At 61.9% G+C, this 12,321-nt stretch carries 12 protein-coding genes; 9 read left to right on the plus strand and 3 right to left on the minus strand.

What is annotated here, in order from left to right:
* Positions 1–52: 52 nt before the first annotated feature.
* The 6 genes from ABDZ98_RS07295 to ABDZ98_RS07320 all read left to right on the plus strand — a co-directional run bounded on the left by ABDZ98_RS07295 (position 53) and on the right by ABDZ98_RS07320 (position 5,844).
* Complete coding sequence (locus ABDZ98_RS07295) at positions 53–847, plus strand: esterase/lipase family protein (protein WP_160589913.1); 795 nt, start codon at positions 53–55, stop codon at positions 845–847.
* Positions 848–925: 78 nt separating this feature from the next.
* Entirely contained in the window at positions 926–2,356 is a 1,431-nt protein-coding gene (locus tag ABDZ98_RS07300; RefSeq protein WP_160589912.1) for a circularly permuted type 2 ATP-grasp protein, read from the plus strand.
* 16 nt (positions 2,357–2,372) lie between these two features.
* Positions 2,373–3,317, plus strand: coding sequence for an alpha-E domain-containing protein (locus ABDZ98_RS07305; protein WP_160589911.1), 945 nt, complete (start codon positions 2,373–2,375; stop codon positions 3,315–3,317).
* 16 nt (positions 3,318–3,333) lie between these two features.
* Positions 3,334–4,149: a transglutaminase family protein gene (locus ABDZ98_RS07310; protein ID WP_160589910.1), complete on the plus strand. Its 816-nt coding sequence runs from the start codon at positions 3,334–3,336 to the stop codon at positions 4,147–4,149.
* A 50-nt stretch (positions 4,150–4,199) separates the two neighbouring features.
* Entirely contained in the window at positions 4,200–4,961 is a 762-nt protein-coding gene (locus tag ABDZ98_RS07315) for a proteasome-type protease (RefSeq protein ID WP_160589909.1), read from the plus strand.
* A 205-nt stretch (positions 4,962–5,166) separates the two neighbouring features.
* Positions 5,167–5,844, plus strand: coding sequence for a response regulator transcription factor (locus ABDZ98_RS07320; protein WP_160589908.1), 678 nt, complete (start codon positions 5,167–5,169; stop codon positions 5,842–5,844).
* A gap of 40 nt (positions 5,845–5,884) precedes the next feature.
* Here the strand turns inward: ABDZ98_RS07320 and ABDZ98_RS07325 are convergent, their stop codons facing one another.
* Positions 5,885–6,565 (minus strand): extensin family protein, encoded by a 681-nt coding sequence (locus ABDZ98_RS07325; RefSeq protein ID WP_160589907.1) that lies wholly within the window; start codon positions 6,563–6,565, stop codon positions 5,885–5,887.
* 173 nt (positions 6,566–6,738) lie between these two features.
* On the opposite strand from ABDZ98_RS07325, the gene ABDZ98_RS07330 reads away from it, so the two are divergent.
* From ABDZ98_RS07330 to ABDZ98_RS07340, 3 genes are all read left to right on the plus strand, one after another.
* Positions 6,739–7,899: a phosphoserine transaminase gene (locus ABDZ98_RS07330; RefSeq protein WP_160589906.1), complete on the plus strand. Its 1,161-nt coding sequence runs from the start codon at positions 6,739–6,741 to the stop codon at positions 7,897–7,899.
* A gap of 111 nt (positions 7,900–8,010) precedes the next feature.
* Positions 8,011–9,594: a phosphoglycerate dehydrogenase gene (serA, locus tag ABDZ98_RS07335; RefSeq protein ID WP_160589905.1), complete on the plus strand. Its 1,584-nt coding sequence runs from the start codon at positions 8,011–8,013 to the stop codon at positions 9,592–9,594.
* Between the two features lie 28 nt (positions 9,595–9,622).
* Positions 9,623–10,735 carry an ATP phosphoribosyltransferase regulatory subunit gene (locus ABDZ98_RS07340; RefSeq protein WP_160589904.1) on the plus strand — a complete coding sequence of 371 codons (1,113 nt, stop codon included), beginning with the start codon at positions 9,623–9,625 and terminating at the stop codon, positions 10,733–10,735.
* Between the two features lie 14 nt (positions 10,736–10,749).
* Here ABDZ98_RS07340 and ABDZ98_RS07345 read toward each other — a convergent pair whose 3' ends face one another.
* Together ABDZ98_RS07345 and trhO are read right to left on the minus strand one after the other, a co-directional pair.
* Complete coding sequence (locus tag ABDZ98_RS07345; protein ID WP_160589903.1) at positions 10,750–11,361, minus strand: glutathione S-transferase; 612 nt, start codon at positions 11,359–11,361, stop codon at positions 10,750–10,752.
* Positions 11,351–12,301: an oxygen-dependent tRNA uridine(34) hydroxylase TrhO gene (gene trhO, locus ABDZ98_RS07350; protein WP_160589902.1), complete on the minus strand. Its 951-nt coding sequence runs from the start codon at positions 12,299–12,301 to the stop codon at positions 11,351–11,353. The genes ABDZ98_RS07345 and trhO overlap by 11 nt, the downstream gene beginning before the upstream one ends.
* Positions 12,302–12,321 lie beyond the last annotated feature (20 nt).

Below are 12,321 nucleotides of genomic sequence, written 5' to 3' on the forward strand. Positions count from 1 at the left end.
TCCGGCTTCAACCATTGCTGGCCCAACAAGTCAGTTGTGTTACAAGGAAGCTATGGGCGCCGCAAAACTGAAACATTTTCCTGTTGCACAGGGCCTGTCCGAAAGGGCGGGGATGCTCGCCCATGCGGTCTCGCGCCGGGTCGAACTGTTGCGCCAGCAGCCGCCGCACAATGCCGCGCACCCCTCCCGCGTGCTGATGCTGGGGGAGAGTACGGCCTTTGTTGAGCCGGTGCTGCGCCACTTGCGCGCGCCTTTGCAGGTTCCCGTGGCCAGCCAGCGCAAAATCGTGATCCTTCTGCCCGGCTTTGCCACCCACCCGTTGCGCATGCGCTATATGGCGCGCCAGCTGGAAGCTGCCGGTCATGTGGTGAAGCGCTGGGGCATGGGTTTCAACTTCGGCCCGACGGAGGAGAATTTCGAAATCCTCTCCCGCCGGGTGTGCGATGTGCATGATCGCTATGGCCAGAAGGTGGTTCTGGTGGGCTGGAGCCTTGGCGGAATTTTCGCGCGGGAGATTGCCAAGCGCCATCCGCAGCATGTGGCCAAGGTGGTGACGATGGGCGCGCCGTTCAGCCACACGCCCTATTCCAACAATGTCTGGCGCATCTACCAGCTGATTACCGGCCATTCGGTAGAGAGTCCGCCGGTCGCGGCAAATATCGCCGCCAAGCCCCCGGTGGAGACGGTGGCTTTCTGGAGCCCGCGAGACGGGGTGGTTGCAGCGCGCAGCGCATGCGGCTGTGCCGGAGAGCGAGACCGGACCCGCGCCTTGCGCTGTACGCACATGGGCTTCTCCAATTCGGCAGAGGCCATCCTGGCTGTTGCCGAGGAACTCGATGCCGCCTGATCCTGACGGCATTTTTTCAAGACGGCGCTTGGCGCAAGCATTTAAACGTGTAGTGTTGCAGTGCGGCAAAAGGTGTTTATGAGTAATCCAGACGTTCCGAATTTCGACGAAATGTTTGAGCCAGACGGCACGGTCCGTCCGGCATACCGCGATTATGCGAACTGGCTTGACCAGCAGGAACCCGCGGCCATGCGCCGCAAGAATGCCGAAGCCGAGAATTTCTTCCGCCGCAGCGGTATTACTTTCAACGTTTATGGAGAGGGCGATGGCGAAGAACGCCTGATCCCCTTCGACATGGTGCCGCGCATCGTGACCGGCAGCGAATGGCGCCGCCTGTCTCGCGGGATCGAACAGCGGGTGCGCGCGCTCAACGCCTTCATGCATGATCTTTACCACCGGCAGGAGATCATCCGTTCGGGCCGCCTGCCGCAGCGCCTGTTCAGCAATAACGAAGCATGGCTTCCCGAAATGGTCGGCTTCAATCCGCCCGGCGGCGTGTACACGCACATCGTCGGCATCGATCTGGTCCGCACCGGACCTGATGAATTCATGGTGCTCGAAGACAATGCCCGCACGCCCAGCGGCGTGTCCTACATGCTGGAAAATCGCGAGACGATGATTGCGATGTTCCCTGAGCTGTTTTCCCGCATTCCGGTCCAGCGCGTATCCGATTACCCGCGCCGACTGGCGAAAAGTCTGGCCGCCTGTGCGCCCAGCGCCACGACGGACAAGCCGGTGATCGCGGTGCTGACGCCGGGCATCTATAACTCGGCCTATTTCGAGCATGCCTTCCTGGCCGATCAGATGACGGCTGAACTGGTGGAAGCGAGCGATCTGCGGGTGATTGGCGGGCGCGTGCAGATGCGTACCACGTCGGGCTACAAGCCGATCGACGTGCTCTATCGCCGCGTCGATGACGATTTCCTCGATCCGCTGACTTTCAATCCCGGCAGCATGCTTGGTGTGCCCGGCATCATGGATGTCTATCGCTCCGGCGGGATTACCATCGCCAACGCGCCGGGAACGGGTGTTGCCGATGACAAGGCGATCTACAGCTTCATGCCGGAGATCGTGGAGTTTTATACCGGTGAAAAGCCGCTGCTGCCCAATGTGCCGACCTGGCGCTGCGCGGAAGCGGACAGCCTCGCCTATGTGCTGGACAATATTGCCGATCTGGTGGTGAAGGAAGTTCACGGTTCCGGCGGCTATGGCATGCTGATCGGGCCGACCTCTTCCAAGCGAGAGCTGGCGGATTTCACCAAGAAGCTTCAGGCGAGGCCGGAAAACTATATCGCCCAGCCGACGCTGGCGCTGTCCACCGTGCCGATCTTCACCAAGGCCGGCCTCGCGCCGCGCCATGTGGATCTGCGTCCGTTCGTGCTGGTGTCGCCCAACGGGGTGGATATCACGCCCGGCGGCCTGACCCGCGTAGCGCTGAAGAAGGGCTCGCTGGTCGTCAATTCAAGTCAGGGCGGCGGCACCAAGGATACCTGGGTACTGGACGACTGATGGCAGGAGCACTCACATGTTAGGCCGGACCGCCAGCTCCATATTCTGGATGTACCGCTATCTCGAACGGGCGGAGAACACCGCCCGCCTGCTGGAGGCCGGCGCCCGCATGGCGTTGACCCGCGGGGCCGATGGGGCGGAAGATGAATGGCGTTCCGTCATCGTCACGCTGGGCCTGCGCAAGGCGTATGAAGCGGCGCATGATGTCTATACCGGGCCGCAGGTGTGCAATTTCGTGCTGCGCGATGCCGACAACGCCGAAAGCGTGCTGAAGATGGTGGAAAGTGCGCGCAACAACGCGCGCGCATCGCGAACGTCCATCACCGCAGAAGTGTGGGAAGCGGTGAATGAAGGATGGATGACGCTGAAGGGCGCGATGGCCCGGCCAGTGCGCGATGCTGCGCTGGGCGAAGTGCTGCGGCAGATCCGGCGCGAGGCCACTCTGGTGCGCGGTGCCACCTATGGCTCGATGTATCGCAATGACATCTATCATTTCGCGCGGTCCGGCACCTATCTTGAACGGGCGGACAACACCGCCCGTATCCTCGACGTCAAATATTACCTGCTGCTGCCGTCCTATTCCTATGTCGGCTCCACGCTGGATTCGGGCCAGTGGGACAATGTGCTGCGGTCACTGTCCGGTCGGCGCGCGCATCGCTCGCTCAACGCCGGCAGAATGGATGCGCGCGGCATTGCCGAACTGCTGATCCTGGATGGCCGTTTCCCGCGCAGCTTCCCCTTTTGTTACGAGGCGCTGTCCGACAATCTTCAGGCTCTCGCAGAAATGCACGGTCAGGAGAGCAGGGCGAACACCCTGATGCAGGAGGCGAAGAACAAGCTGGCCGCGGCGACCATCGACACCATCTTCGATACCGGGCTGCATGAATTCCTCGTCAATTTCATCGTTGGCAACCAGGCTATCGCCACCGCGATTGCCGAAGATTACCTGTTTGCCGATTGATCCGGGGTCCACAATCATGCGCTTAGCCATCAATCACACGACCCATTACGTGTTCGACCAGCCGGTAAAGCACGCGTTGCAGCGCCTGCGGCTGACGCCCAAGGCAACGCAGGGGCAGATCATTGTCGACTGGACGATGAGCTTTGAAGGCGCGGTGCTGGAACTGGAATATGATGACCAGAACTTCAATCACACCTCGCTGATCTCGGTCCTTCCCGGAACGCAGGAAGTGGTCGTCAGATGTCAGGGCACGGTGGACACCAATGACAGTGCGGGCGTTCTGGGTACCCATTCGGGCTTCCTGCCGCTGTGGTCGTTTCTGGCGCAGACCAAGCGCACGCGGCCAGGGCCAAAGCTGAATGCGCTGATCGCTGCCGTTCGCCGTAATGATGATGACAAGCTGGCCATGCTGCACAGTCTTTCGGCCGCCACGATCGAAGCGGTGAAATATGAAATTGGCGTGACCCATGTGGACACCACCGCGGAACAGGCGCTGGCCGATGGCGGCGGCGTTTGCCAGGACCACGCACAGATCTTCATTGGTGCGGCGCGCGCATTGGGCATTCCGGCGCGTTATGTCAGTGGCTATCTGATGATGAATGACCGGATCCAGCAGGAGGCAACCCACGCCTGGGCGGAAGCCCATGTGGAGGGGCTTGGCTGGGTCGGTTTCGATGTTTCGAACGGTATCAGCCCGGATGAGCGCTATGTGCGTGTCGCCACGGGCCGTGACTACCGCGATGCGGCACCCATAACGGGCACCAGCTATGGTGCATCGACCAAGGACCTGACTGTCGACCTTTCGGTCGAACAGCAGATGGTCCAACAATGACGGTCCGGACAATTGTCTGCCGTTGAATTCTTGAAAGTACAGGTACTCAAATGACTTATTGCGTTGGCATGGTGCTCGACAAGGGCCTGGTCCTGATGAGCGATACGCGCACCAATTCGGGCGTCGACAATATCTCGATCTTCCGCAAGATGACCCACTGGACGGTGCCGGGAGAGCGCATCCTGTCGCTGATGACGGCGGGCAATCTGGCCACCACCCAGGCGGTGATCAGCCGGCTGGAGGAGCGCACCAAGGCACCGGGAGAGAGGCAGAACTCGCTGCTGGAACTGCCCACCATGTTCCAGGTGGCTGTGGAGATCGGCAAGCTGCTGCGCGAAACCGTGCACGCCACCCAGTCCGAAAACGGCCAGAACGGCAAGGGGCGCTTTACCGCCTCGATCATCCTCGCCGGGCAGATTGCCGGGATGGAGCCGCGCCTGTTCATGATCTACCCGGAAGGCAATTTCATCGAAGCCAGCTTCGACACGCCGTTCTTCCAGATTGGCGAAACCAAGTATGGCCGCCCGATCCTGATCCGCGCCTATGACCGCTCGATGAGCTTTGAAGATGCGGTGAAGCTGCTGATGGTCAGCTTCGATTCCACGCTCAAGGCCAATCTCTCGGTCGGCCTGCCGCTGGACCTGATGGTGATCGAGCGTGACAATTTCGAGCCGCTGCATATGCGCCGGATTGACCAGACCGATCCTTATTTCGATGCCATCTCATCGAGCTGGAGCGAAGCCTTGCGCAGTGCGTTCCACTCCCTGCCGGATTACAGCTTCCAGCAGGACACGGACAAGGCAACTCGTTGAATTGCCTCAACAACTAGGTGTCTCTACCTAGGGAAAACATCATAAGTAGACTTCCTTTCCGGGATAATACCGAATTCCGCTCCACAATGGATGGAATTCAATCGTGCAATTCTCCCGAAAAACAGTCGCCCGGCAGGTATATTTGCTTGGTTATGGTTCAGACCTTTCGTGCCAGGCCCCGCCAATGGCTGCACATATCTGAGCCATGGAAAAACGACTCACACTTCACATCCTGGGCGGCGACAGCCGTCTTCGCGCGGAACATTCACGCCTGGCCTTTTCGCTCGGCCATCATGCAGAGGTCTATTCGGATATCGCCGAATTGCTGATGATGTCGCCCACGAAAGGCGTGATCATCGCCTGCGACAGTATCCTCACCAGCGGGGTGGACAGCCTGCTCGAACGGCTCAGCGATGCCGGTGTCTGGTTGCCGGTGGTCGCCGCCTCTCACGCGCCCGATGTGGATGAGGTGGTGCAGGCGATCAGGGCCGGTGCGCTCGATTATCTGCGCCTGCCCCTGAACGAGGAGGAGTTCAGCCGCATGGCCACGCATGTGATGGTCGATGCGGGCCGCCATGCCGAAGCACGCCGCCGGCTGGTGGAAGCCCGCCAGCGGATCGGCACGCTGAGCAAGCGAGAGCGTGAAGTGCTGGAATGGCTGAGCGAGGGATGTTCCAACAAGGCGATTGCCCGGGCGCTGGAAATCAGTCCGCGTACAGTGGAAATCCACCGCGCCAACATGATGGAAAAGCTCGGCGCGCAGCATGCCGCCGAAGTGGTGCGCCTGCGTCTGGAAGCCAATTACGACGTGGACGGTAGTGCCACCTACCAGACATTCGACGAAGGTGAGCGGGCCCCGCGTGCGCGGCTGGCTGGCGAATAGCTCTGTCCTCAGCCCTCGGCGGCCATAGGCACGGGCCAGATCAACGGCAGAACGAACTGCCCTCCATCACCCCTTCGACGTGGAAATGATCGCGGTGGGCGGCGTTGTATTCAGGGCCGAGCACGGTCGCAAAGCGGCGGCACGCGCTGCCTTGCACCACCCGCAGGAACTCCCGCTCTGCCGAAGAGCCATTGTTCCAGTCATCGGCCACGCTGATGCGGCGGCCATCGGCCAGGATGAAGGCGGCCACATCGATGGCTCCGGCGGTGGCATGGGCGGATCGGCGCGCGGAACCGGCAACATTGCGGCAGGAATAGCTGCCCATGGTCTCTATGCGTTGCAGCGGCGATCCCAGCAGCTGGCGGGCGGCGCGGTCCACGCCGAAGCGTGCCCAGCTGGCAAAGACATTGCCCACATCGCATTGCACGGGGCCGATATTGCTGACCGCCATGGTGGTGATATCGCTGCGCAGCGCGGTCAGCTGGACAGTGCCGATGTTGCTGCACCCCTCACCAGTATAGCGATCGGGAAGGGGGGAGAACTGCACACCTGCCTGGCCAAGCCGGGTCAGGCACTGGCTCTCCTGCGGGCGGGCGGCGGTGGCAACGGTAACGCTTTGCTGCGCGCGGGGCGCAGCGCGCTGTTGCCCGCGTGATTCGGGCACGACCGAGCATCCGGATAGCAGTGCAGCCGACATGGCGATGATGGCAAAGCGGGTCATACTGATGTTTCTGGCGGACCTGTGGTTAATATTTTCCTAATTTCCGGATGGCGAGCGCGCGCAGCGGTGCAGAAATCATAATCGCGCTTGACTCAGATCGGCATCCGCCTAGGGCCGCCGACGGGCCACGCGGTCCCAACGCCGCGCGAGCTCTCTGCAAGGAGAGAATACAAATGAGTACCGAACCTACGCTTCGTCCGGAGCGCCCGTTTTTTTCATCCGGACCCACCTGCAAATTTCCCGGCTGGTCGCTCGACAAGCTCGATATCAAGAGCCTGGGACGTTCGCATCGCTCCAAATATGCCAAGGGCCGGCTGAAATATGCCATCGACCTGAGCAAGGAATTGCTCGGCGTTCCCGATGATTATCTGGTCGGCATCATGCCCGGCTCCGATACCGGCGCGCTGGAATGCGCGATGTGGTCCATGCTGGGCAACCGCCCGACAACTGTGGCCGCATGGGAAAGCTTCGGCAACGTGTGGATTCAGGATGCGGTCAAGCAGCTCAAGCTGCCCAACCTGCAGGTGCTGGACGCCGATTACGGCCATATTCCCGATCTTGCGCAGATCCCCCAGGAAAACGATGTCGTTTTCACCTGGAACGGCACCACTTCGGGCGCGAAGATCCCCAATACGGATTGGCTTGCGCCGGGCCGCGAAGGCATCACCATCAACGATGCCACCAGCGCCGTGTTCGCGATGGAGATGGATTGGGCCAAGCTCGATGCCACCACCTACAGCTGGCAGAAGGTGCTGGGCTCAGAAGCGCAGCACGGCATGCTGATCCTCAGCCCCAAGGCGGTTGAGCGGATCGAAAGCTATGATCCCGAATGGCCGCTTCCCAAGCTGTTCCGCCTGAAGAAGGGTAACAAGATCAACACCGGCATCTTCGAAGGCGCCACGATCAACACCCCCTCCATGCTGGCGACCGAAGATTACATCATGGCGCTGGAATGGGCCAGGTCGATCGGTGGCCGCAAGGCGATGTTCGAACGTGCCGATGCCAATGCCAAGATCGTGACCGACTGGATCGAGAGCACGCCCTGGCTGCGCAACATGGTTCCCGATCCCGCCCAGCGCACCAACACCGGTGTGTGCATGGTCTTCCAGGGCGAGTGGTATGACAACCTCTCCGCTGAAGAGCAGGCAGCTGTGCCCAAGACCATCGCTTCCAAGCTTGAAGCAATGGACATCGGCTATGATTTCAACGGCTACCGCGATGCTCCGCCGTCGCTGCGCATCTGGTGCGGTGGTTCGGTGGAAGCCGAGGATATCAAGCGCCTGCTGCCGTGGATCGAATGGGCTTATGAAGCCCTGAAGAACGGCACGCTGTAAAGCTGACCGGCGTGGCCCCGCTTCGTGCGGGGCCCGCTATCCCCTTTTTCAAACGGCGACGCCACACATCCCCCTTTCGCGCGCCTGTTCTCATTTTACGGGAGAATTCCCATGACCAAGCCCAAAGTACTCATTGCCGACAAGATGGACCCCAATGCCGCCAAGATCTTTGAAGATCGCGGCTGCGATGTGGACGTCATCACCGGCAAGACGCCCGAAGAACTGATCGCCATCATCGGCCAGTACGATGGCCTCGCCATTCGGTCTTCCACCAAGGTGACGGCAGAGATCCTCGATGCGGCCACCAATCTGAAGGTCATCGGCCGCGCCGGCATTGGCGTGGACAATGTCGACATCCCCTACGCCAGTTCAAAGGGCGTGGTGGTGATGAACACGCCGTTCGGCAATTCCATCACCACTGCCGAACACGCCATCGCCCTGATGTTCGCACTGGCCCGGCAAATTCCGGAAGCCAATGCGCAGACGCAGCAGGGGCTGTGGCCGAAGAACGGCTTCATGGGCGTGGAAGTCACCGGCAAGGTGCTGGGCCTGATCGGCGCCGGCAATATCGGCTCCATCGTCGCATCGCGCGCGCTGGGCCTGAAGATGAAGGTTGTCGCCTACGATCCCTTCCTGACGCCCGAACGCGCCGTGGAAATGGGCGTGGAGAAGGTCGATCTGGAACAGCTGCTGGAACGGGCCGATTTCATCACCCTGCACACGCCGCTGACCGATGAGACGCGCAACATCCTCAACCGTGATCGTCTGGCCAAGGCCAAGAAGGGCGTGCGCATCGTCAATTGCGCGCGCGGCGGGCTGATCGATGAGGTCGCTCTGAAGGAAGCGCTCGACAGCGGCCATGTGGCAGGCGCCGCGCTGGACGTGTTTGCAGTGGAACCGGCCAAGGAAAGCCCGCTGTTCGGCACGCCCAATTTCATCTGCACCCCGCATCTGGGTGCATCGACCACTGAAGCGCAGGTCAACGTGGCCTTGCAGGTGGCCGAACAGATGAGCGACTTCCTGCTCACCGGCGGCGTTACCAATGCGCTCAACATGCCTTCGCTCAGCGCCGAGGAAGCGCCCAAGCTGAAGCCGTACATGGCGCTGGCGGAAAAGCTCGGCTCGCTGGTCAGCCAGCTGGCTCACGGCAATCTGACCGAAATCACCATCGAGCGTTCGGGCGCTGCTGCCGAACTCAACGGCAAGCCGATCGAAGGTGCGGTTCTGGCCGGCTTCATGCGCCACTATTCGGACACGGTGAACATGGTCAACGCGCCTTACCTGGCGAAGGAGCGCGGCTTGCAGGTCCGTTCCGTCCGTTACGAGCACGAGGGCGTGTACCACACGCTACTGCGCGTGACCGTGGCCACCAGCCAGGGACCGCGTTCGGTTGCCGGTACGCTGTTCGGCGAAAACGCACCGCGTCTGGTGGAGATCTTCGGTATCGGGATCGAAGCCGATCTGGATGGCCACATGCTCTATGTCGTCAACCAGGATGCGCCCGGCTTCATCGGCCGTATGGGCTCGCTGATGGGTGAGGCCGGAATCAACATCGGCACCTTCCACCTTGGTCGCCGCGAAGCGGGCGGGGAAGCTGTGCTGCTGCTTTCGGTTGACCAGCGCATCCCTGCCGATGTGATCGACAAGGCCAGCAAAATCGAAGGCGTGAAGGTCGTGAAGGCGTTGTCTTTCTGACGTGGAAGGCGCTAGGGGCTTGCGGGTGATGAACGATCCTACATCGGACCTGCTGCCCGAAGGGCTGGAAGACCGCCTGCCGCAAAGCGCGGCAGCGGCAGCCCGTATCGAATATGCTGCAATGGCGGTGATGGGCGCGCACGGTTTTGACCGTGTGCGCCCTCCGCTTATCGAATTTGAAAAGAGCATGGCCCGTCGCACCGATGGCCTGCTGACGCGGCACATGTTCCGCTTCGTCGATCCCAAGAGCCTGCGCACGCTGGCGCTGCGATCGGACATTACCGCACAGGTCGGGCGCATTTCCGCCACCAGCCTTGCCACCACGCCGCGCCCGCTGCGCCTGTGCTATGCTGGGCAGGTGGTGCGCATCGCCGGGGACCAGCTGGAGCCGCGGCGCGAAAACCTGCAGATCGGCGCGGAGCTGATCGGCAGTGACAGCGCGGCTGCGGCAGGCGAAATGGTAGAGCTGGCGATTGCCGCTCTCGAAGCTGCCGGTGCCACCGGCATCTCTGTCGATTTCACCCTGCCGGATCTGGTGGATACGCTGGCACAGGATACCTGTCCGCTCGATCCCGAGCAGCGCGATGCCGTGCGCCGCGAGCTGGATGCCAAGGATGCAGGCGGGCTGAAGGAAGCGGGCGGCGAGGCGTATATCCCGCTGCTGTTCGCCAGCGGACCGTTCGAGGAAGCCGCCGAGAAACTCGCCGCCTTCGATGCCGGCGGGGCGCTGGCCACCCGGCTGGAAGGCCTGCGCCAGATTGCCGCACGCGTGGCGGGCAAGGCGCGGCTGACGCTCGATCCGTCAGAACGCCACGGCTTTGAATATCAGAGCTGGTTCGGCTTCACGATCTTTGCCGATGGCGTGCGCGGTGCGCTGGGCCGCGGCGGCACCTACATGATCGGCGGCAGTAACGAGCCTGCCACCGGCTTCTCGCTCTACCCCGAAGAACTGGTCGAGGCGGTGAAGGGTAATGAGGACCTCGGCGCCAAGGTGTTCCTGCCGCTGGGCCATGATCGCGGCGCTGCGGCGCAGTTGCGCGGCGAAGGCTGGCGCACGCTGGCGGCGCTTTCGGAACAGGATGATCCGGCAAAGCTGGGCTGCTCCCACGTGTTGCAGGGCGAAGAGCCGGTCGCGCTGTAGATCAGTCGGCCAGATTAGTCGGTCGGCACCCAAATCGGGTGCTTTGCCATGATCGCGGTGAACAGGTCCGATGCCAGATAGCTCTCCAGCCAGGCCTGCAAGGCTGGCAATTGCTGTGCAACAAACCAGTCCCGGTCAGTATGTGCGAATTGCCGCACGAAGGGCGCGATGGCCGCATCGGTGAAGCTGCGGGTTGGTCCGCACAGGAATGGCTGCTGCGCCAGCCGCTGCTCCAGATCTTGCAGGATCGCCAGGCCTCCCGCGCGGTGTTCCAGCGGATCGGCGCCATCAAAGCGCGAGGGATATTTGTAGCGGTCGAGGTGCTGCTTGAACGGCCCGTCATTGGCGGCGATCAGTGCATCGTCAGTGCCGCTCAGCCATCCTTCGGGGTCGCTCAGCGCCAGTGCCCAGCGCATGATATCGAGGCTTTCCTCCAGCACGCGTCCATCCGGCAACAACAGCACCGGCACCGTGCCCTTGGGAGAGATTTCCAGCATATGCGCAGGCTTGTCGCGCAGCACGATCTCCCGGTGTTCGATCGCTATGCCGCTGTTCTGCAATGCCAATCGTGCGCGCATGGCATAGGGGCAGCGGCGAAAGCTGTAGAAGACCGGCCTATCGGTCATCCGTACCGGCCAGCCTTGCACCGACATGCGCCTGGCCGCGCTTCCTTGCCAGCCGCATCTGCTTCTGGCGTTCGGCATAGCGGCTGCGCTGCTGCGGCGTGCGCTGAGCGTGGCAATGCGGGCAGGACACGCCGTTTTCATAGAATTCCGAAGCCCGGTCCTCCTCATCCAGAGGGTGGCGGCAGGCGCGGCACAGCGTGTAATCGCCCTGCTGCAGGCCGTGACCCACGCTGACGCGTTCGTCGAACACGAAGCACTCACCGCGCCAGCGGCTTTCCTCCTCGGGGATATGTTCGAGGTAGGAGAGGATGCCGCCCTTCAGGTGATAGACGTCCTCGATCCCTTCGGAGCGCAGGAAGGCGGTCGACTTTTCGCAGCGAATGCCGCCGGTGCAATACATCGCCACCCTGGGCTTGTTGGTGCGGCCCAGCAGCTCTGCCCGGCGGGCGCGGAACCATGCGGGGAAATCGCGGAAACTGGTGGTCCTGGGATCAATCGCGCCTTCGAACTGGCCGATCGAAACCTCATAATCGTTGCGCGTGTCGATCACGATCGTGTCCGGGTCTGCGATCAGCGCGTTCCAGTCCTGCGGATCGACATAGGTGCCCACGTCGCCCACCGGATCGACACCGGGCTGGCCCAGCGTCACGATCTCCTTCTTCAGCCGCACTTTCATCCGGATGAAGGGAATCTCTGCCGCGCGCGAGAACTTGATTCCGATATCGGCGCAGCCGGGCAGGGCGCGGATGTGACCCAGCACCGCGGCAATGGCATCATCGGTTCCGGCGATGGTGCCGTTGATGCCTTCCTCCGCGATCAGGATGGTGCCCTTGATGCCCTGCGTATCGCAGACCTGCTGCAGCGGTGCCTGCACCGCCGCGCAATCGGTAAAGCGCGTGAACTGGTAAAGTGCGGCAACGCAGATCGGCAAGCTGGTCATGATGGCAGCGCCTTTAGCAT

This window comes from Alteraurantiacibacter aestuarii, from assembly GCF_039523595.1.
GTDB classification, from domain to species: domain Bacteria; phylum Pseudomonadota; class Alphaproteobacteria; order Sphingomonadales; family Sphingomonadaceae; genus Alteraurantiacibacter; species Alteraurantiacibacter aestuarii.